Origin of the sequence: Streptomyces sp. NPDC024017, from assembly GCF_040638895.1 — a bacterium.
In the GTDB taxonomy this organism is placed as follows: domain Bacteria; phylum Actinomycetota; class Actinomycetes; order Streptomycetales; family Streptomycetaceae; genus Streptomyces.
In genome coordinates this window covers 1-21315 of sequence record NZ_JBEZYZ010000024.1, presented here as the reverse complement: position 1 = coordinate 21315, position 21315 = coordinate 1, and the positions used below count along the sequence as shown (strand labels likewise).

The 21315-nt window shown below is 71.4% G+C and carries 9 protein-coding genes; 1 reads left to right on the top strand and 8 read right to left on the bottom strand.

Going from position 1 to position 21315, the window contains the following annotated elements:
- From AB0G20_RS38185 to AB0G20_RS38150, 8 genes are all read right to left on the bottom strand, one after another.
- Window positions 1–1701: an ABC transporter ATP-binding protein gene (locus tag AB0G20_RS38185; protein WP_361311131.1), complete on the bottom strand. Its 1701-nt coding sequence runs from the start codon at window positions 1699–1701 to the stop codon at window positions 1–3.
- Window positions 1691–12592: an amino acid adenylation domain-containing protein gene (locus AB0G20_RS38180; protein WP_361311129.1), complete on the bottom strand. Its 10902-nt coding sequence runs from the start codon at window positions 12590–12592 to the stop codon at window positions 1691–1693. The genes AB0G20_RS38185 and AB0G20_RS38180 overlap by 11 nt, the downstream gene beginning before the upstream one ends.
- Window positions 12593–12649: 57 nt before the next feature.
- The gene (locus AB0G20_RS38175) at window positions 12650–14437 is read right to left on the bottom strand and encodes an ABC transporter ATP-binding protein (RefSeq protein ID WP_361311126.1); all 1788 of its coding nucleotides are present in this window, start codon (window positions 14435–14437) and stop codon (window positions 12650–12652) included.
- Window positions 14438–14441: 4 nt separating this feature from the next.
- The gene (locus tag AB0G20_RS38170; RefSeq protein WP_361311124.1) at window positions 14442–15491 is read right to left on the bottom strand and encodes an ABC transporter substrate-binding protein; all 1050 of its coding nucleotides are present in this window, start codon (window positions 15489–15491) and stop codon (window positions 14442–14444) included.
- A 94-nt stretch (window positions 15492–15585) separates the two neighbouring features.
- Window positions 15586–16437 carry an ABC transporter ATP-binding protein gene (locus AB0G20_RS38165; RefSeq protein WP_361311122.1) on the bottom strand — a complete coding sequence of 284 codons (852 nt, stop codon included), beginning with the start codon at window positions 16435–16437 and terminating at the stop codon, window positions 15586–15588.
- A gap of 39 nt (window positions 16438–16476) precedes the next feature.
- The gene (locus tag AB0G20_RS38160) at window positions 16477–17538 is read right to left on the bottom strand and encodes an iron chelate uptake ABC transporter family permease subunit (RefSeq protein WP_361311119.1); all 1062 of its coding nucleotides are present in this window, start codon (window positions 17536–17538) and stop codon (window positions 16477–16479) included.
- Window positions 17535–18596, bottom strand: a complete 1062-nt coding sequence (locus tag AB0G20_RS38155) for an iron ABC transporter permease (RefSeq protein WP_361311117.1) — start codon at window positions 18594–18596, stop codon at window positions 17535–17537. Before AB0G20_RS38155 ends, AB0G20_RS38160 begins: the two co-directional genes overlap by 4 nt.
- A 51-nt stretch (window positions 18597–18647) precedes the next feature.
- Entirely contained in the window at window positions 18648–20006 is a 1359-nt protein-coding gene (locus AB0G20_RS38150) for a lysine N(6)-hydroxylase/L-ornithine N(5)-oxygenase family protein (RefSeq protein ID WP_361311115.1), read from the bottom strand.
- Window positions 20007–20253: 247 nt separating this feature from the next.
- Here AB0G20_RS38150 and AB0G20_RS38145 point away from each other — a divergent pair, with 247 nt between their 5' ends.
- A complete protein-coding gene (locus AB0G20_RS38145; RefSeq protein ID WP_361311112.1) occupies window positions 20254–21201 on the top strand; it encodes a methionyl-tRNA formyltransferase in 948 nt (315 codons plus the stop codon).
- Window positions 21202–21315 lie beyond the last annotated feature (114 nt).

Sequence of the window (21315 nt, the reverse complement as noted above, 5' to 3'; positions counted from 1 at the left end):
TCACCGTGCGACCGCCAGGCAATACGCCTCGTCGTTGGCCAGGAGATTGCGGTGGGTGTCCTCCGCCGTGATGACTCCGTCATCCAGGACCAGGACCCGGTCCGCCGCGTCCAGGAACGCCGGACTGCTGGTGATCACGATCGTCGTACGGCCCCGGCGCAGCTTCGCCACGTTGCGGGCGATCAGTTGTTCCGTGACCGCGTCCACCGCTGTCGTCGGATCGTGCAGGACGAGGACCTCGGTGTCGGCGGCCAGGGCGCGGGCCAGGGAGAGGCGTTGGCGCTGGCCGCCGGAGAGGTTGGCGCCGCGGTCGCGGACGCCGTAGTCGAGGCCCTCGCGGTGCAGGGCGACGACGTCGGTCAGCATGGAGGCCTCGACCGCGTCGGGGACCGTCCGGCTGGTGCCCGACGGGTCGATGTTCGTGCGCAGGGTGCCCGCGAAGATCTCCCCGTCGTACGGGTTGACCAGCAGGTGCTCACGGACCGCCTCGACGGAGAGGTCCGCCAGTTCCCGGCCGCTGATCCGTACGGTCCCCTCGTACGCGGCGGGCGGGACGCGCACGGCCAGGACGGCGGCCAGGTCGGCCGCCGCGCGGGGCTGGTAGGGGGCGATGGCGACGAACTCGCCCGCCTTCACCTGGAACTTCAGGTCGGTCAGGGTGCCGTGGCGGACGCAGTCGACCTCCAGGTCACCGCCCGCGGCGGGGCGTTCGGAGCCCGGGGTCATCACCGGCGGGGCCGACAGCACCAGCGCCATGCGCTCGGCCGAAGCGCGCGCGATCATCACGTACTTGGGCATCTCCGAGAACAGCTTGAGCGGTTCCATGATGAACTGCGCCAGGCCCACGGCCATGACGAGTTCCCCGATGTTGATCCGGCCCTCGAACGCCAGCCAGCCCGCCGTCAGGGTCACGGCGCCGGCGAGGACCGCGTTGAGGGCCAGCGCGGTGCCCGCGTAGGCGCCGTTCACCTTGGCGACGGTGATCGACTGGCGCTTCGCCTCCGTGCTGACCTCCCGGTAGGACCGGAACGCCGCGTGGTTGCCGCCGAAGCCGTGCAGCGGACGCAGGCCGGTGATCAGGTCGGCGACCTTCGCACCCGCCCGCGCCACCCGGGCCTGCTGCTCCTGGGTGCTGCTGCCGATCCGCCTGGACATCACGCTGAGGATCGACAGGATCGCGACGGTGCCCACGATCACCAGCAGACCGAGCCGGATGTCGGCCAGTCCCAGCGCGACCGCCGCGACCAGCACCGCGACGAGCGAGCTGATCAGCAGCGGCACCACCTCGATGATGTCGGCGGTCTGGTCGGCGTCCTCGGTGGCGATGGTCAGCACCTCGCCGGACTTGAGGTCGACGTCTCTGGCCACGGGCTGCAGGCCGCAGGCCGCGACCTTGACCCGCCAGCGGTGCGCCTCGGTCGTGTTGGCCTTCTGCAGGATCCGCATGCCGAACCGCCACGACAGCGACACCGTCGTGATGATCACGGCCAGCGCGCCGATCGACAGGGCGAGCGCCTGGAGGCTGCGGCCGTCCCGCATCGTGTGCTCGACGATCAGGCCGAGCGCGATGGGGAAGGCCGTCTCACCGGCCTGGTAGAGGCCCATGAGGAGGGTGCCCCAGGCCATGGCGCCGATGTTGCGGCGCAGGGCGGTGCGGAGGATGGCGGCCCCGTGGCGGGGCCGCTGCGTGTCAGTTGTCATCGAGGTGGCGGGCAATCGCTTCCGGGGTTCGCAGGGTGAACAGATCGCGGATCGTGATCACGGGACCGTACTCGCGGCGGAGCAGCCCGACGAGCCGTACCGCCAGCATGGAGTGTCCTCCCAGGGACACGAAGTCGCTCACCGCGCTCACCTCGTCGTCGTCCAGGTCCAGTGCCTCGGCGAAGTACTCGCACACCACGGTCTCGGTCTCGGTCTCGGGCCCCCGCTCCCCCGCCGTGGTCAGCGCGCCCAGCGGCTTGGCCTCGGGCAGTGCCTTGGTGTCAGCCTTCCCGTTCACCGTCAGCGGGATGCCGTCGACCTGCGCGTAGTGCGTGGGCCGCAGGAAGTCCGGCAGTCCGGCGCCTACTTCGGCGGCGACGGCCGCGAGTTCCGCCCCGTCCAGGACCAGGTAGGCGGCCAGCCGGTAGGCGCCGTCGACCTGCGGGTCGGGCTGGGCGACCGCGGCGGCGAACCGCACCGCCGGGTGCGCGGCGAACACGGCCTCGACCTCGCCGAGTTCGACCCGGTGGCCGCGGATCTTGACCTGCTGGTCGGTGCGGCCCAGGTACATCAGGTTGCCGTCCGGCCGGCGCACCACCAGGTCACCGGTGCGGTACATGCGCTCGCCGGGTTCCCCGAACGGGCAGGCGACGAAGCGGTGCGCGGTCTGGGCGGGCTGCCCTAGGTAGCCGCGCGCGATGCCGATGCCCGACACGTACAGCTCGCCCGGCACCCCGTCCGGCAGTGGCCGCAGCCACGGATCCAGGACGTACACGTCCGTGTTGTCGATGGCCACGCCCACCACCGGGTCCTCGCACTCGAAGGTGCCGACGCCGAGGGTGTTGATGGTGTACTCGGTGGGCCCGTACAGGTTGTAGCCGATCGTGCCCTCGGTCTCGGCGAGCCGCTGCCACAGCGTCGGCGTGACGGCCTCGCCGCCGAGCAGCACCAGCGCCGGCCGCCGTGCCGGGTTGTCGAGCAGACCCTCGGCCACCAGCTGTTGCGCGTAGGTCGGCGTCACGTTGACGACGTCGATGCCGTGCTCCAGGCAGTACGCGACCAGCCGGGGCGCGTCCCGGCGCAACTCCTCGTCGCAGATGTGCACTTCATGGCCGTCGGCGAGCCACAGCAGCTCCTCCCACGACATGTCGAACGCGAACGACACGGTGTGCGCGATCCGGAAGACCCGGTGGCCGTGCTCGGCCAGCACCGGCTCGAAGATGCGGCGCTGGTGGTTGATCAGCATGTTGGTGAGACCGGCGTACTCGGTCACCACGCCCTTGGGCTTGCCGGTCGAGCCGGACGTGTAGATCGTGTACGCCGGGTGCCGCAGCCGGTCGGGGTCGTCCGGCGCGAACGTCACGAACGGCTCGGCGTCCGGGAGCGGGCGGTCGAGTTCGATCAGCTCGCCGGTCAGCCGGGGCGACACGGCGCTCACGGTGAGGATCACGTCCGGCCCGGCGTCCTCGACGATGGCGGCGATCCGCTCGTCCGGGTGGTCCAGCTCCAGCGGCACGTACGCGGCGCCGACCCGCAGGACGGCGAACAGCGCCACGATCCAGTCGAGGGAGCGCGGGATCGCGAGGCCCACGGTGGTCTCGGGGCCGATGCCGCGCGCGGCGAGCACGCCCGCCACGGCCCTGCTGCGGTCGCGGAGTTCGCCGAACGTCATCGTCGAGCCGTGGGCGACGAGGGCCACCCGCTGCGGGTCGCGTTCGGCCGCCCGGTCGAACCGGTCGACGACGGTGTCCGTGCCGACGTCGGTGCGGGCGGCGGGCTCGGGCACCGGGCCCAGCCCTCGCAGTGCGCCGACCGGTCCGGTGGCCCGGGCCAGGTCCTCGAGCACGCTCAGGTAGTCGTCGAGGAGACGTCGGGCGTTCCCGGTGTCGCCGTCGCGGTACTCCAGCTTGACCGTGAGCCGGTCCCCGGGCGTGACGACCCAGGTGAACGGATAGTGGGTGGAGTCGTCGGCCTTGACCGAGGTGATGCCGTGCCGGGCGTTCATCTCGGCGAACGCGTCCATGTCCAGGAAGTTCTGGAGCACGAACAGGTTGTCGAACAGGGTCTCGTGCCCGCTGGCCCGCTGGATCTCGCCGAGCCCGAGGTGCTCGTGCTCCATCGCCTCGACCCGGGCCGCCTGGACGGCCGACAGATAGGCGCGGACCGTGTCGTCCGGGCGGGCCCGGGTCCACGTCGGCACGGTGTTGAGCAGCACGCCGACGATGTCGGACAGCCCCTCGCCGTCGCGGCCGGAGACGGTCACGCCGAACACGGCGTCGCTGCGGCCGGTGTGCGCACCGAGCAGCAGGCCGAACGCGCCGGTCAGCACCGAGTTCAGGGTGACGCCGTGCACGCGTGCCGCCTCCCGCACCAGGTCGGACTGTTCGGCGGTCAGCGTGTGCACGAGCGCGCTCGGCAGGTCGTCCGTGAAGGACGGCGCCGGTCCGGCGAGCAGGGTCGGGCCGGGGAGGCCGGCCAGGTGGTCCGCCCAGAAGCGCTCCGACACCGCCGGGTCCCTGGCGTCGAGCGCCCGGGCGTACTCCTCGAAGCTCGGCGTGGCCGGCGTCGCGTCGAGTGGCCGGCCCGCGAGGACGGCACGGTAGGCGTCGAAGAGGTCCCGCAGGACGATCTCCCGGGACCAGCCGTCCCACAGCAGCAGGTGGTAGCTGAGCAGCAGCCCGTCCCGCTCGTCGGGCAGGTGCACGACGGTCAGCCGGATCAGCGGCGGCTCGCCCGGGTCGAAGCCGGTGTCCCGGTCCCGGGCGCGCAGGGCGTCGACCTCCGCGTCCGTCGACAGGGCGATCGTACGGACGTCGACGCGCCGGCCGGCCTTGAGGACCTGCACCGGGTTCCCGTCGTCGTCGGTGCCGAAGCCGGCGCCGACGACCGGGTGCCGCGCGATCACATGGGCCATCGCCTCGGCCAGCGCGTCGGTGTCCAGGCGCCGGTCGAAGGTGAACCAGTTCTGCGCCACGTAGTGTCCGGCCGAACCCGCCATCTGGGCCTGGAAGAACAGGCCGCGCTGGAGCGGGGTGACCGGTGCGGTGCGCTCGGCCGTCGTCGCGGCGTCCGCGAGGTGCCGGAGTGCGCTGCGCCAGTGCTCGGTGATCTCGTCGGGGATGCCCTCGGCGAGGACGAACTCGGCGAGCAGGCTTCCGGTGACCTCGTCGGTCCACGCGTTGACCTCGACGGCGTACGGGCTGCCCTGGTCGCCGCCGGCGAGGTGCAGCGCCTGGGACTCGCTGCCCCGGCCGAGGTAGTTGAACAGCACCTGCGGGCGGGCGGTCAGCAGCGGGGCCGTCTGCGGGTTGAGGTACCTGAGCCGGCCGTAGGCGATGTGCCCGTCCTCGTCCGGCTGGCGGGCGACGACCTCGCGCGCGGCGGCGACGGGGTCGGTGTGCGGGGTGAGCCGTACCGGCGCGATGGAGGTGAACCAGCCGACCGTACGGGTGTAGTCGTGCTGTTCGAGGACCGGGACCCGGCCGTGCCGCTCCAGGTCGATCGCGAGGTCGGTGGGCGACGGCTGGATGCGGGTGAGCGCGGTGCGCAGGGCGCCGCAGAGCAGCTCGGTGAGGCCGACGCCGAGTGCGGCGGGGGCGGTGCGGGTGACGCTGTCGCTCACGTCCGGGGCGACTACCACCGTCGTCTTGCGCAACGCCCCCGTCCGCGGGAGCAGTTCGGGAGCCTGGAGGGTGGTGACCCAGCGGCCGAGGTCGGCGGGGTCCTGGGTCGCACGGAGCGTCAGGGCTTCGGCGTACTCGGCGTACGAAGTGGTCGGCGGGGCGAGGGGCTCGCCGCGCAGGGCCGTGGCGAAGTCGTCCAGCAGGATCAGCCAGGACACCGCATCGACGGCCAGGTGGTGCACGGTGACGACCAGCGTGCGGCTCGACTCCAGCCACGCGAAAGCGATGACGTCACCGGACTCGGGGTCGAGCCGTCCGGCGGCCGCGTTCGCGACGGCCGTCGCGTCGGTGGTGTCCGGGCGTGCGACGGTGACCTCGCGGGCGGGGTCGGTGCGGAGGGTCCACACGCCGTGTTCGGTCCCCAGCCGCAGTCGGAGGGAGGGGTGTGCCGCGACCACGGCGTTCGCGGCGCGCACGGCGTCCGTGAAGCCCGTGCCTTCGGGGGCCACCAGTGTCCTGGCCTGGGCGAAGCGGGTGAGGGAGCCGCCGAGTTCGCGTTGGCGGAGGATGATCGGGGTGGGCGGCAGGGGGCCGTCCTCGCGGCGGGCTGCCGCCGGTGCGGACCGGTGCGTACTTGTTGCCAGGTGTTCGGCCAGGGCGCGGGGCGTCTTGAGCAGGAAGACGTCCCTCGGGGTGATGGGCAGGCCCAGCGCCCGGGCCCTGTTCACGACCGTGATGGCGATGATGCTGTCGCCTCCGGCGCGGAAGAAGTCGGTGTCGGCGGTGACTTCCGTGTCGGGCAGCGTCTCGGCAAATATCTTGCCGAGTGCGGCTACCGCGGTGGTTTCATCCGCGCGTGCGTCGTGGCTGGTCGCGCAGTTCCCCGCGCCCCTGAGAGGCCGATCGGCCAAAGCCTTCCTGTCCAGCTTGCCGTTCACCGTCAGCGGGAGGGCGTCGATCGGGAGCACTCGGCCCGGGACCATGTGGGCAGGCAGCTTCTCCGACAGCCGGCCCTCGAAATCACCCGGCACGCTGCCCACCACGTGCGCCACCAGGTGATCGCCGCTGTCCGCCACTGTCACCGCCACGTCGGTCACGCCGTCGAGGTCTCTGATCGCGGACTCCACCTCGCCCAACTCAATGCGGAAGCCCTTGAGTTGGACCTGATCGTCGGCGCGGCCGGTGAACCGGAGCTCGCCGTCGAGGGTGCGGACCGCGAGGTCGCCCGTGTGGTACATGCGGGAGCCGTCGGCCGTGAACGGGTTCGCCACGAAGCGGCCCGCGGTGAGCCCGGGCCTGCCCAGGTAGCCGAGCGACACCTGGTCGCCGGCGACATAGATGGCACCCTCCCGGCCCGGCGGCACCGGGCGCAGCCTGTCGTCCAGCAGGTAGGTGACCAGGCCGGGGATCGGGCCGCCGATGGGGCTGACGTCGTCGCCGGGGCCGAAGTCCTCGTCGGTCAGCACCCGGTGGGTGACGTGGACGGTGGTCTCGGTGATGCCGTACATGTTGACCAGCTCGGGGGCAGCCGTGCCGTGCCGCTCGACCCAGCCGCGCAGCCGCCCGAGGTCCAGTGCCTCGCCGCCGAAGACGATCCGGCGCAGTGCGGGCAGCGGTTCGCGGGCGAGCCGGTCGGCCTCGATGAACTGGTAGAAGGCCGACGGGGTCTGGTTGAGCACGGTCACGCCGCGCTCGCGGACCAGCCGGTGGAAGTCGACCGGGGAGCGTGTCAGCCCGTAGTCGGGCACCAGCAGTTCACCGCCGTGGACCAGTGCGCCCCACAGCTCCCAGACGGCGAAGTCGAAGGAGAAGGAGTGGAACTGGACCCAGACGTCGTCCGGGCCGAAGTCCATGTCGGGCCGGGTGTGGGTGAGCAGCGACACCACGCTGGAGTGCGGGACCACGACGCCCTTGGGGCGGCCCGTGGATCCGGAGGTGTAGATCACGTAGGCGGGGGTGTGCCAGTCGGGCTCGGGACCGGGCTCCGTGAGGGCGGCCGGGGGCTGTTCGCCCTGCACCAGCACGCGAGCCGGCACCCCCGCCCGGGCCAGGAGGCGCGTGAAGCGGTCGCGCTGGTCACGGTCCACGAGGACGACCTGCGGGGCCGCGTCGGCGAGGACGTACTCCAGCCGTTCGTCCGGGTACGCCAGGTCCAGCGGGACGTACGCGCCGCCCGCGCTGACGATCGCGACCAGGGCGACGACCTGCTCCAGGGAGCGCGGGACGGCCACGGCGACCCGCTTGCCCGGGCCGACACCGGCCGCGCGCAGGGCGGAGGCCAGGTCGTTCTTCGCGTCGGACAGTTCGCCGTAGGTCAGGGACCGGGAGGCGCCGTCGAGGCCGCACTGGGTGACGGCTGTGGCTGCCGGGTCGCGGCGGGCGGCGGTGTCGAACAGTCCGCCCAGGGTGGCCGGGGCGATCGGGGCGGGCCGCCGCTCGCTCTCGGGCGTCAGCTCGTCGACCAGGGTGTCCGGGTGGGTGAGCAGGCCGGTCAGGGTCCGGGTGAACGTGCGCAGGATCGCCCGGGCGGTCGTCTCGCGCAGCAGTTCACCGTCGTAGATGAGGTTGAAGCGCGGCCGGCCGTCGGGTGTGCGCTCGGCCACCAGCGTCAGCGGGTAGTGCGGGGCACCCTCGTTGACGAGGTCCGTGATGGTCAGTGTGTCGCCGGGTCGCCGGAGCGAGGCCAGGTCGGTGGCTACGTCGAACACCACGAGCGTGTCGAAGAGGGAACCGGCGCCGGCCTGGCGGCCGATGCGCGCCAGGGAGACGTGCTGGTGCGGCAGGACCGCGCCCTGGTGGTCGCGCACCGAGCCGAGCAGGTCGCCGGCGGTGGTCCCGGAGGTCCAACGGGCGCGTACGGGGATGGTGTTGATGAACAGGCCCACCATGTCCCCGATGCCGGGCACCTCGGCGTCGCGGCCGGAGACCGTGGAGCCGAACACCATGTCCCTGCCGTGCAGGAGACCGCCCAGGGTGACGGCCCAGGCGCTGTGCACGGCGGCGCTCAGCGGCACGCCGGCCGCGCGGACGGCGGCGTCGAGGTCGCCGTCGGGTTCCACGGCGGTGTCGGCGAACCGGTCGGAGGGGGTGTGCCCCTCGGCGATCAGCGACGGGCCGGGCAGCTCGGCGAGTTCCTCGCGCCACACCCGGTCGCTCTCGTCGGCGTCGCGTCCGGCGAGCCAGTGCACGTAGTCGGCGAAGCCGCCGAGCGGGTGGACGGTGCCCGGCGCGTGGTACTCGGCCAGCAGCGCACGGAGCATCGGCGGCACCGACCAGCCGTCGGCGATGATGTGGTGCACCGTCTGCACCAGGACGTTCCGGCCGGGGCCGGAGCGGACGAGGGTGTAGCGCATCAGCGGACCGGTGGCCAGGTCGAAGCCGGCGCGGCGGTCCCGTTCGGCGAGGTCGCGTATCTCCTCGTCGGTGATGCCGGGTCGGTCCAGCGTGGTGAAGGGGGCCTCGACGCCGTTCTCCAGGACGGAGACCACTCGACCGTCGGAGAGGGCGGTGAAGCGCGCGGCGAGGTTCGGGAACAGGGTGAGCAGCCGGGTGGCCGCCGCCGCGAGCCGGTCGGCGTCCACCTGGCCGCCCAGCGTGAGCAGTTGCTGTTCGACGTAGGCGCCCGCGGAGTCGTCGTCGAAGACCGAGTGGAAGTAGAGGCCTTCCTGGAGCGGGGTCAGCGGCAGGATGTCCCGCAGCGCCGGTCCGTCCAGGGCGTCGACGTCGGCCTGGGTGAGCGGTACCAGGGGGAAGTCGCTGGGCGAGTGGCCGCCCTGGTCGAGCGCGGCGAGTCCGGCCAGGGCCGTGCGGAAGTAGTCGCCGAGTGTCGTGATGTCGGCGTCGGTGAACATGCCGTCGGGCCAGGAGATGGTGGTGACCAGCTCGTAGGCGCCGGTGGCGGAGGGTTCGGCGATCGCGTTGAACTCCAGGGCGCGCGGCAGGCGCATCCGCGGGTCGCGCTTCTCGCCCAGCTGGCCGGTGGTGCCCGCGAGTTGCCAGTCGCCGGGGGCGCCGGCGGCGAAGCGGCCCAGGTAGTTGAAGAGCACCTGGGGTGCGGGGGCGTCGAACTCGCTGTGGGTGAGGTAGCGCAGGGCGCCGTAGGAGACGCCGTTGTCCGGCACCCGGGCGAGGTCCTCCTTGACCGCTTTGAGCGCGGCGGACAGGTACGCGGGGGCGGTGAAGTCGGACGCCGAGCCGGGGTCCACGGTCACCGGGAAGAGAGTGGTGAACCAGCCCACGGTGCGCGACAGTTCCGGCTCGAAGCCGGCGGACCCGGCGACGAACCGCCCTTCGCGGCCGTGGCCTTCGAGTTCGATGTGGGCGAAGGTCTGGTCCTGGCCGAGGTCGCGGCGCCGGCGGGCGAGGGCGACGGCGAGCGCGGTGAGCAGGACGTCGTTGACGCCGGCGTGGAACTTCGCGGGGATCTCGTTCAGCAGCGCGGCCGTGACCTCGGAGCCGACCGAGACGGTCCGCAGGCGTTCGTTCGCGACGGTGTCGGACCCGGACAGGGGGCGGCGGGCCAGCGGCTGGTCCTCGCCGGGCAGGGGGCGCCGGTAACAGGAGCTGTCGGCGTCGAACGCGGCACGTTCCAGCAGCTGGGTCCAGCGCCGGAACGAGGTGCCCACCGGGGGGAGTTCGACGGGCTCGCCCGAAGCGAACTGCCGCCAGCCGGTTGCCAGGTCCTCCATCAGGACGCGCCAGGAGATGCCGTCGATGACCACGTGGTGGGCGACGAGGACGAGTTGGCGTGCCCCGGGGCGCCAGACGGCCCGGAGCATCACGCCGTCCGAGGGGTCCAGTCCGTCGGTGGCGAGGGCGATGCACTCGTCGAGCGGCCGGTCGCTCTGCTGCCAGCCGGGCACGGCCCCGTCCGCCGCGGGGATGTCGAAGCTCCAGCGACTGCCACGCACCAGCTTGGCGCGGAGCATGTCGTGCCGGGTGACGAGGGCGGTGAGGAGGGCGTCGAGGGCGTCGGCGGTGAGCTCCGCGGGGGTGTTCAGGACGACCGACTGGACGAAGCCGTCGATGGCGTCCGTGGTCTCGCCGAGCCACTGCACGACGGGCGAGCCCACGACGGTGCCGGTGGCGACATCGGCGTGGTCGACGGTGAAGACGTCCTCGCGGCTGGCGACCGCTGCCAGCGCTCCCACGGTGCTGTGGTTGAAGATCTGCCGCGCCGTGACGTGCAGGCCCTGTTCGCGCAGCGCGCTCAGCAGGGAGATCGCCAGGATGCTGTCGCCGCCGAGCTGGAAGAAGTCCTGGTCGACACCGACCTCTTCGAGGCGCAGCACCTCCGCGACCGCGGCACACACCGCGCGCTCGTCGTCGGTGGCGGGGGGCACGAGCGAGCCCGTTGCGAGCGTGGGCTCGGGCAGTGCGTTGCGGTCGAGCTTGCCGTTGGCGGTGAGCGGGAACTCCGCCAGCACGACGATGTGGGCGGGCACCATGTACTCGACCATGTGGGCGCCGGCCCACGCCTTGACCTCGTCGGCCCGCAGGTCCTCGCTGCCTGCGGCGGGTATGACGTAGCCGATCAGATAGGTGCCGCCGGCGGCGTTCTTCTTCGCGACGACGCAGGTGTGCCGTACGCGGGGGTGTTCGGCGAGTCCGACCTCGACGTCCTCGATCTCCAGCCGCATGCCGCGGATCTTGATCTGGTTGTCGGCGCGGCCGAGGAAGTCCAGCGATCCGTCGGGGGCGAAGCGGGCGAGGTCGCCGGTGCGGTAGAGGCGGGAGCCGTCGTTCGCGAAGGGGTTGGCGACGAAGCGGGAGGCGGTCAGGCCGGGCGCGTTGACGTAGCCGCGGCCCAGGAGGAAGCCGCCGACATAGAGTTCACCGCCGACGCCGACCGGGACCGGGCGCAGTTCGTCGTCCAGGACGTACAGCTGGGTGTTGGGGTTGGCCTTGCCGATGGACGTCGAGAGGCGTTCGGCGGCGCCCCGGTAGATGACGTGCGAGACGCCGATGGTCGTCTCGGCGGGGCCGTAGCCGTGGTACATGGGGATGTCGAGCTTGGTGCGGAACCGCTCGTACAGCTCGGGGGTGAGCACCTCACCGCCGCACCACACGTGCCGCAGGCTGTCCAGGCGTCCGGAGTCGCCTGCCATCTCCAGCAGCACGTCCAGCATGGACGACACCAGATACGTGAAGGTGACGCGCTGTTCGGCGATGACGCTCAGCAGGTGGTGCGGGTCGCGTTCGCCGCCGGGCCCCAGGACGACGAGCCGACCGCCGGAGACCAGCGGCAGGAAGATCTCGTTGATGGAGATGTCGAAGGACAGCGGCGCCTTGAACAGCGAGGCGTCGTCGTGGCCGAAGCCGAGGATCTCGTTCACCTGCCACAGCAGGCGTTCGCTGATCGCCTCGTGCCGGATCATCGCGCCCTTGGGGCGCCCGGTCGAACCGGACGTGAAAATCACGTAGGCCAGCGCGTCGCCGAGGACGGTGACGCCGGGCCCCTGCGCCGGGTACGAGCCGTACTGCCAGTGGTCCGAGTCGACGGCCACGGCGTCCGGTTCGGCCGGGTCGTGCTCGCCCGAGGCGTTGAGCTGGAGGACGACCCGGGCGTCCTCGATGACGACGGCCCGGCGGGCGGCGGGCCACTGCGGATCGAGCGGTACGAAGGCGCACCCCGCCTGCAGCACGGCCAGCAGCCCGATGACCATGTCGGCGGAGCGGGTCAGGGAGATCCCGACGACCTGTTCGGATCCAAGTCCACGGGCGAGCAGGTGATGGGCCAACTGGCCCGAGTATTCAGCTACTTGACGGTAGGTCAGTGACCGGTGCTCGTCGACGACGGCTATGGCGTCCGGTCTGGCGCTCGCCTGTTCGCGGAACATCTCCACGATGGTGGGGCGGGCCCGGTCGGCCCGGTTGTCGTTCCACTCGGCCAGGGTCGCGAGCCTGGCCGCGACGCCGGTCGGGCCGATGGTGCCGAGCGGCCGGTCCGGGAAGTCGGCCAGGTCGTCCAGTGCGAGCTGGGCGTCCTCGGGTGCGACGCCGTCGGGGACGGTGATGCCGCGGCCGTCCGGGGTGACGTCCCAACCGCTTGGCGCGGCACCGCCGTTGTCGACCCAGCCGAGGACGTCGGCGAAGAGCGTGCCGGGGGTGAGGTCGATGCCTTCGGGGCTTCGGCCCGTCGCCCAGTACGACAGGCCGATGGCGCATGCCTCGGTGATGGTCCTGTCCGGGTAGTCGCCGATCCGCCGGCGCACATCGGCCAGGCGCGTGGGTGAAAGCAGTGCGAGACGAGCGCGCGGTTCCATCATCGAAGACTCAGCGTCCCTTCCAGAATGTGGAGTTAGGCTAACCTAATTAAGGGTTACCTAACTACCCTCTCGCCAGGCCCGCCACAGTCGTGCGTACCGGCCACCCAGAGCCACCAGTTCCTCGTGCGTCCCCTGCTCCACGACGCGTCCCGCGTCGAGCACGGCGATCCGGTCCGCGGCCATCGCCTGGGTCAGCCGGTGCGCCACGAACAGCGTGGTCCGGCCCGCGCACGCGGCCAGCACGGCCCGCTCCAGCTCGGCGGCGCCCTCGCTGCCGGCCTCCGCGGTCGACTCGTCGAGCACCACCACCGGCGCCCGGCCCAGCACCAGCCGCGCCAAGGCAATCTGGGCGACCTTGGTGACGTCCAGGCGCTCACCGCCCTCGCCGACCGGGGTGTTCAGCCCGTCGGGCAGCGCCGCGACCCAGCCCTCGGCGCCGACGGTGCGCAACGCGTCCATCAGCTCGGCGTCGCTCGCCCCCGGCGCGGACAGCCGCAGGTCGTCGGCGAGCGGGCCGGAGAACACGTGCGTCTCCTGCGTCAGGATGCTCACCAGGGCCCGCGCCCCGGCTTCGTCAAGGTCGGCGAGATCGGTCGTCCCGATGCGCACCGACCCGGCCTGCGGGGTGCCGATGCCGGCGATCAGCGCGGCCAGCGTCGTCTTGCCCGCACCCGTGGCGCCCACCAGGGCGAGCGACCCACCGGCCGGGATCGTCAGGTCGACGTCCCGCAGCACCGGCTCCTCGGAGCCGGGGTAACGGAACGTCAGCCCCGCGACCGTGACCGGGTACGCCCCGGCCCGGGCCGCCGTGACGGACTCGTCGCCGACCAGCCGTTCCTCGGCGGACTCCCCCAGCACCCCGACCAGGCGGGTCAGGCTCGCGCCCGACTTCTGCGCCTCGTCGAAGGTGAACATGATGGCGCCCAGCGGGGTGAACAGCCGGTGGAACAGCAGCGGGGCCGCCGACACCTCGCCCAGGCTGGCCGCGTCGGCCTCCAGCAGGGCGTACCCCACCACGAGGATCAGGACCAGGCCGATGAACTCGGCGCGGTTCTCCCGGCCGACGAACCGGCCGAAGAACCGGAACACCTCGATACCGAGCTCGCGCACCCGCCACGACTCGGTGGTGACCTTCTCGCGGAAGGCGCCCTCCAGGCGGTAGGCCCGGACGGTGTCGATGCCGTTCAGGCCGCTGATGAACGCCTGGGCCCGGTCGGCCTGGGCCACCCGCTGCTTCCGGTAGAGCGGGGCGGACCGGGGCAGGTACCAGCGCAGCGCCAGTGCGTACGCGGGCAGCGCGCCGGCGCCGGCCAGGCCGAGCCGCCAGTCCAGTCCGAACATGCCGAGGGTGGCGATGACGACCAGCACGCCCGCCGAGAACACCGTGGGGACGGCCGTGCGGATGCCCTTGGAGATGACGGCCACGTCGTCACCGACCCGGGAGAGGACGTCTCCCCGGCCGACCTGCTCGATCCGTGCGCTCGGCATGCCGAGCACGGCCCGGACGGCGCCTTCGCGCAGCCGCGCGAGCAGGTCCGCGCCCAGCCGTCCGATCAGGTACGTCGACACCGCGGTGGCCGCCGCGCCGAGCAGCGCGGCGGCACCGATCAGCACCCCGATCGTCACCAGGACCGAACGGTCCTCGCCCCCGACGACCCCGTCGACCACCCGGCCGAGCAGGAGCACCGGGAGCACCTGGAGCGCCGCCCCCGCGACCGTGGTGAGCACGGTCGCGGTCGTCAGCCCGGGCATCGTGCGGCAGTGTGCCGCGACCCAGCGGGCGGCCTCGCGTCCGGTCGTCGTGCGCAGGGTCGCCGGGGCGACGCGCGTGTCGGTGGTGCTCACTTCCCTACTCGACCGACTTGACGAGCTCGTCGATCGCGTACGGCATGGACAGCAGGGTGCCCTGGGAGATGGCCGCGCCGACCGCCGGTCCCTCGCTGTCCAGCAGGTAGGACACGTTGCCCTTCTTCACGGCGTCCAGGTTGGCGAACAGCTTGAACTTCTTCAGGGCCTCGGTGTCGGCCTTGTCGTTGATGACGAAGATGTGGTCGACATCGACGAGATCGATGCGCTCGGGCGAGAGCTTGGTGTAGAAGCTGCCGCCGGCGACCTTGTCGATCCCGGTCTGGTACTTGAAGCCGATGCCCGAGACGAGCCGGCCGCGCACGTCGGTGGAGGTGAACGGCGCCACGGAGTTCTCGTACCAGGACAGCGCGACGGCGGTCTGCTTGCCGAGCTCCGGGTGCTCCTTCTTGGCCGTGTCCAGCTTGCCCTCGATGTCGTCGACCATCTTCTGGCCCTCGTCGGCCTTGCCGAGGGCCTTGGCGATGTGCAGGGCGTTGTCCTGCCAGGGGGCGCTGAAGGGCTCCTTCTCGGCCTTGGTGCGGGCCACCGTGGGAGCGATCTTGGAGAGCTTGTCGTAGCCGGCCTGGTCGATCTCGGAGTAGACCGCGACGATCAGGTCGGGCCGCAGGGCCGCGATCTTCTCGTAGTTGGGGCCGGAGTCACCGTTCTTCATGATGACCTCGGGCTTGGTGTCACCCCACTTGTCCTTCACCCAGGGCCACTGGGTGTTGATGTCGGGGGACTTGCCCGGCGGGTTGGGGTACTGGTCGACCATGCCGACGGGCTTGATGCCGAAGGCCAGGATGGTCTGGTCGTCGGTGTAGCCGACGGAGACGACCCGCTGGGGCGCCTTCTCGACCTTCGTGGATCCGAACGCGTGCTCCACGGTGACCGGGAACGCGCCGGCTGCCGCGGCCTGGGTGTCCTCGTTCTTGTTGTCCGCCGAGTCGGAGCCGCATCCCGCGAGGAGACCGACGCCGAGGGTGGCCGCGGACACGACCGCCGCCAGCCGCCGCCATGGCTTCCGGGACGTCGTTCGATGGAGGAGCATCCAAAACCCCTTGCTTTCGCGCTAGTTCGCTGCACCCTCGCCTAAAGGGCAGGCAAACCTTACCGTGACGGAGTGAGGTTAGCCTAGCCTTACCTCACTCCTTTATCGGGATGTGTCCCGGGCGCACGTGCGTACGTCCGATGGGCACGATCAACGGCCGGTCGCCCACCGGGTCGTCGATCACCTGGGCGCGCAACTCGAAGGCCTGGTACAGCAGTTCGGCGGTGACGACGTCGCGCGGATGGCCCTGCGCCAGGATCGACCCCTCCCGCATCACGACGAGGTGGTCGCTGTAGCGCACGGCGAGGTTGAGGTCGTGCAGCACCATGACGACGGTGCAGCCCGACTCGTGCAGGTCGTCCACCAGATCGAGGACGTCGACGGCGTGCGCGAGGTCCAGATAGGTCGTCGGCTCGTCCAGCAGCAGCAGATCGGTGCCCTGAGCCAGCGTCATGGAGATCCAGACGCGCTGGCGTTGCCCACCGGACAGCGCGTCGACCGGTCGGTCCGCGAGGTCGGACACCCCGGTCATGGCGAGGGCGCGCTCCACCACCTCGGCGTCGTCGGAGGACCACTGCCGCAGCCAGCTCTGGTGCGGGTGACGGCCCCTGGCGACCAGATCGGCGACCGTCAGCCCTTCCGGCGCGACCGGTGCCTGCGGCAGCAGACCGAGCTTCTTCGCGACGTCCCGGGTCCGGAGCCTGCCGATGTCCTCGCCGTCCAGGACGACCGACCCCCGGGACGGCTTGAGCAGCCGCGACAGGGTCCGCAACAGGGTCGACTTCCCGCAGCCGTTGGGGCCGATGATCGTGGTGATCACGCCGGGCGGTATCGCCACGTCGAGCTCGTCGATGACGACCCGGCCGCCGTAGCCGACCGTGACGCCTCGGGCTGCCAGCCGCGAGGTGTCGCCGACCGCGGCCTCGGTGACGGACTGTGCGACCACGGGTCCCCCTCTGCTTAGGTTCACCTGACTCTTGTACATCTACCGGAGGTTCGCCCGCACCAGCAGATAGACGAGGAAGGGCCCGCCGATCGCGGCAGTGACCACACCGACGGGGAGCGAGACCGGCAACGCCGTGCGCGCGATGAGGTCCGAGCCGATCAGCAGCAGCGCGCCCACCAGGCCCGAAGCCGCCATCGGCGGTGTGGGGCACCGTGCCAGACGCATCGCCACCTGAGGCGTCACCAGCGCGACGAACGGGACGGGGCCCGCCGCGCTCACCGCCACACCGGCCAGCAGTACGGCGCACAGCAGCAGGACCGCCCGCACCATCGCGTACCGGACGCCCAGGCCCGCGGCCACCTCGTCGCCGAAGTGCATCGGCCTGAACTGGAAGGCGACACAGGACACGACGACCAGGAGGACGAGCCCGCACCACAGGGCCGTCCAGACCTCGCCCCACGAGCTGTCCTCCAGCGAGCCGACCAGCCACGTCTGGGCCCGGGCGACGTCCCTGATGTCGGCCGTCACCAGCAGCCAGGTCGTGATGGCCTCCATCACGGCGCTCACCGAGATGCCGATGAGGATGAGCCGGAAGCCGTCGACCCCGCGCCGCCACGCCAGGAAGTACACCAGCAGACCGGTGCCGAGCCCACCCACGAGCGCCGCGGCCGAGAGGCCCACGGAGTTGACGATTGCCGCGGCGGTCCCGCCCGAGACCGTCACCAGGAACACCGCGACCGCACTGGCGCCCTGGGTGATCCCCAGTACGTCCGGGCTGGCCAGGGGGTTGCGCGCGATGGACTGCGTGATCGACCCGGCCACCCCGAGCGCGATGCCCACCACGAGTCCGGCCAGGGCGCGCGGCATCCGCAGGTCCATGATGACGAACTGGTCGACCTGCTCGCCCCGTCCGAAGATCGTGGCGATCACCTGCGGGAGGCCGATCGGGAAGTCCCCGACGCCGATGGACACGCAGAACACCAGGAAGGTCGCCGCCGCGAGCAGCAGCGTGACGCACAGGAGCCAGGGCCGCCAGACGAACGACACCCGGCCGAGCCGCACGCCCGGCGGCAGGGACGGCTTCACATCGGTCACGTTCATGCGCTCCTGAACTTTCCGCGCCAGACGAGCACCGCGAAGAAGGGGGCGCCCAGGAGCGCCACGAGGACGCCGGCGTCCAACTCGCCCGGCCGCACCACCAGTCGGCCGACGATGTCGCAGAGCAGCAGGACGACGGCACCGAGCAGTCCGGCGTAGGGCACCAGCCAGCGGTAGTCCGGGCCGGTCAGGTAGCGGGCCACGTGGGCCACCATGAGGCCGAGGAAGGCGATGGGACCGCACGCGGCCGTAGCCGCCCCCGCCAGCAGCGTGATGGCGGTGATGCCGACGGTCCGGCTCAGCGCGATGTTCACGCCCAGCCCCCGCGCCACGTCGGCGCCCAGGTTGAGCAGGTTGAGGGAGGGCAACGTGGTCAGGGCCAGCACCAGACCGACGCCGACGAACGCGGTCACCGGCCAGATGACGTCGAATCCGACACCGGCCACGGAGCCCGCGTTCCAGAACCGCAGCGCGTTCAGTGACGCCTGGTTCGACAGCGCGACCGCCGTGGTCATCGCCATGAGGAACACCGTGATCCCCTGCCCGGCCAGTGCCAGGGTCAGCGGATTGCCGGCCCCCCGGCCGATGCTCGCGAGCCCGAACACCACGACACCGGCGACCGCCGCCCCGAGAAAGGCGAACCAGACGTACTGGAACGGGTTGGAGAACCCGAACACGGCGATCACCGACACCACGGCGAACGAGGCGCCGGTGTTCACGCCGAGCAGGCCCGTGTCGGCGATCGGGTTGCGCGTGAACCCCTGGATCAGCGCCCCGCCGATCCCCAGCGCGATGCCCGCCACGATCGCGAGAACCGTACGGGGCACCCGTACGGTCTCCACGATGAGCCGGATCTCCGTGAGCCGCTGGTCGGACGTCGGGGCGCCGAACAGCCCGTGCCACACCTCGGCGGGGCTCAGCGCCCGCGCGCCGACGGCGAGCGACAGCGCCGCGGCGACCACGAGGACCGCCAGTAGGGTGCCCAGACCCACGACCCGTCGCCGACGGGCCTTCGCCATGCCCCCGGGCGCGGGGCGCTCCACCACAGCAGTCGTGCCCATGTGGACGTACGTTATCCCTTGCGCCGGAGGTGAGTTGATCGTGCGTGGTGTTTACGGACGGGCCGTGCTTCCCGTGCCGTCGGCGAGCGTCCGCGTCCGGTCCGCTGCGGGCTCGGTCCCGCGTCCGAGGAGCGATTCCAGGATCTCGCCCACCCTGATGGCGGTGTTGGAGAGCAGCGACGAGGTGATGCCGTGCGTGTGCTCCGTGCCGCCCTGCAGGTAGATGCCGCACCGCAGGGCGGGGTCGGTGGCGATGCGCCAGTCGCGCTCGACGCGGACGCGGCCCTCGTCGTCGCGGAAGCAGCGGTCGGCGACCTCGCCGAGCAGGCTGGTGGGGTCGGCGGGGCTGTAGCCGGTGGCGAGGACCACCACGTCCGCATCCAGGTCGGTCTCCTCGCCGGTGACCAGGGACGTCACGGTGGCGCGGACGCTGGACGGGGTCTCCTTGACGCCGGTGAGCCGGGAGACGTTGAGGAAGCGCAGGCGTTCGGTGCCGAGGACCTTCTCCTGGTACGACTGCCGGTAGAGGTCGTCGATGAGGTCGATGTCCACCACGGAGTAGTTGGTGTTGCCGTGGTAGTCCATCAGCCGGCGCTTGACGTCCTCGGGCGCGGCGAAGTACTCGTCGACGGCCTGGGGGTCGAAGATCCGGTTGGCGAAGCTGCTGTCGTCGGCGGGGCTGTAACCGTAGCGGGAGAAGACGGCGCAGACCTCGGCTCCGGGGAAGCGACGGTGCAGGTAGGCGACGTTCTCGGCGGCGCTCTGGCCGGCGCCCACGACGACGAACCGGGAGGGCGATGTGCCCTCCAACTCGTCGACTTTCGCGAGCAGTTCGGAGTTGTGCCAGACACGCTCGCCGCGCTCCACTCCCTCGGGCATGAGGGGGCGCAGGCCGGTGCCGAGGACGAGGTTGCGGGCCCGGTGGACCTCCAGGCCGCCTCCCGAGCGGACGGTCACCTCCAGGTACTCCACGACGCCGTCCCGGGTCACTGGCGCGACGCCGACGACCTCGTGGCCGTAGGAGACCATGTCGTCGACCTGGGCCGCGGCCCACTCGAAGTAGTCGTGGAACTCCACACGCAGCGGGAACAGGTTCTTGTGGTTGATGAAGTCGATCAGCCGGCCCTTGCTCTGCAGGTAGCAGAGGAAGCTGTACTCGCTGGCCGGGTTCCGCAGCGTCACCAGGTCCTTGAGGAAGGAGACCTGCATGGTGGCGTCGTCGATGAGCATGCCGCGGTGCCAGCCGAAGCGGGGCTGCTGCTCGAAGAAGTGAGCGGTGACTGCCTCCTGCCTGCCGACGCGGGCGTTGTGCTCGCGGAGCGCGATCGCCATGGCCACATTGGACGGCCCGAAGCCGATGCCGATCAGGTCGTGGACCAGTGGGGCGTCACCAGGAAGAACCTGCGACATGTCACTCCCATCGTGCGGGGCAGCCGCGTGTCAGGTGTGGAAGGAACGAAAGGCGGGCATGCCAACGAAGCGGCACGCCAAGGAACTTAGGTGAGCCTAAGCTAAACCCCTTGAGGTGTCGACAGGGCAAAACGGACACCGTGCGGATCGGGTTCCCTCAACTGCGCCATCCCGCAGCCCCGTTGCGGACTAAGGTAAGCCTTGCTTTACTTGCGTCGGCCAACACCTTGCTCTGAGGAGGAACCCCATGCGGGTCGTCATGTTCGGTTACCAGACCTGGGGGCATCGCACCCTGCAAGCCCTCCTGGAGTCCGAGCACGACGTGGTGCTGGTCGTGACCCATCCCAAGAGCGAACACGCCTACGAGAAGATCTGGAGCGACTCCGTCGCCGACCTCGCCGAGGAGCACGGCGTCCCGGTGCTGATCCGCAACCGCCCTGACGACGAGGAGCTGTTCGAGCGCCTCAAGGAGGCCGACCCGGACATCATCGTGGCCAACAACTGGCGTACGTGGATCCCCCCGCGCATCTTCGGCCTGCCGCGCCACGGCACGCTGAACGTGCACGACTCGCTGCTGCCGAAGTACGCCGGGTTCTCCCCGCTGATCTGGGCGCTCATCAACGGCGAGCCCGAAGTGGGCGTCACGGCGCACATGATGAACGACGAGCTCGACGCCGGCGACATCGTCCGGCAGGAGGCGGTGCCGGTCGGCCCGAAGGACACCGCGACCGACCTCTTCCACAAGACCGTCGACCTCATCGCCCCGGTCACCATCGACGCGCTCGGCCTGATCGCCTCCGGACAGACCGAGTTCACCCGGCAGGACCGCTCCCAGGCGTCCTTCTTCCACAAGCGGGCCGACGAGGACAGCCGCATCGACTGGAGCTGGCCGGCGGAGGACCTGGAGCGCCTGGTGCGCGCCCAGTCCGAGCCGTACCCCAGCGCCTACACCTTCCACCGGGGCAAGCGGCTCGACGTACTGGCCTCGTTCGTGTCCGAGGGCCGCTACGGCGGCACGCCCGGCCGCATCTTCTACCGTGAGGGCGACGGCGTGGTGATCGTCGCCGGCGCCGACGCCCGCACCGGACGCAACCACGGCCTGGCCATCACGCGCGTACGGACCGAGGACGGCAGGGAGTTGCCCGCGGCCGAGTACTTCACCTCCATGGGCGGCTACCTCACCGACCGCCCCTGACGCGCCGGCCCCGGTACGGTCCCGGGGCCGGCCGGCATCGTCGCCGCGCGGACCCCCGGCCCCCGGCCCCCAAGGCCCCGGGTGGAACCCCAACCCCCCACAGGGCAGTTTTAG

Excerpts from the sequence above, each read along its gene's own strand:
- AB0G20_RS38185 (WP_361311131.1), bottom strand. The coding sequence starts at position 1,701 with ATGACAACTGACACGCAGCGGCCCCGCCACGGGGCCGCCATCCTCCGC.
- AB0G20_RS38180 (WP_361311129.1), bottom strand. The coding sequence starts at position 12,592 with ATGATGGAACCGCGCGCTCGTCTCGCACTGCTTTCACCCACGCGCCTG.
- AB0G20_RS38170 (WP_361311124.1), bottom strand. The coding sequence starts at position 15,491 with ATGCTCCTCCATCGAACGACGTCCCGGAAGCCATGGCGGCGGCTGGCG.
- AB0G20_RS38160 (WP_361311119.1), bottom strand. The coding sequence starts at position 17,538 with ATGAACGTGACCGATGTGAAGCCGTCCCTGCCGCCGGGCGTGCGGCTC.
- AB0G20_RS38155 (WP_361311117.1), bottom strand. The coding sequence starts at position 18,596 with ATGGGCACGACTGCTGTGGTGGAGCGCCCCGCGCCCGGGGGCATGGCG.
- AB0G20_RS38150 (WP_361311115.1), bottom strand. The coding sequence starts at position 20,006 with ATGTCGCAGGTTCTTCCTGGTGACGCCCCACTGGTCCACGACCTGATC.
- AB0G20_RS38145 (WP_361311112.1), top strand. The coding sequence starts at position 20,254 with ATGCGGGTCGTCATGTTCGGTTACCAGACCTGGGGGCATCGCACCCTG.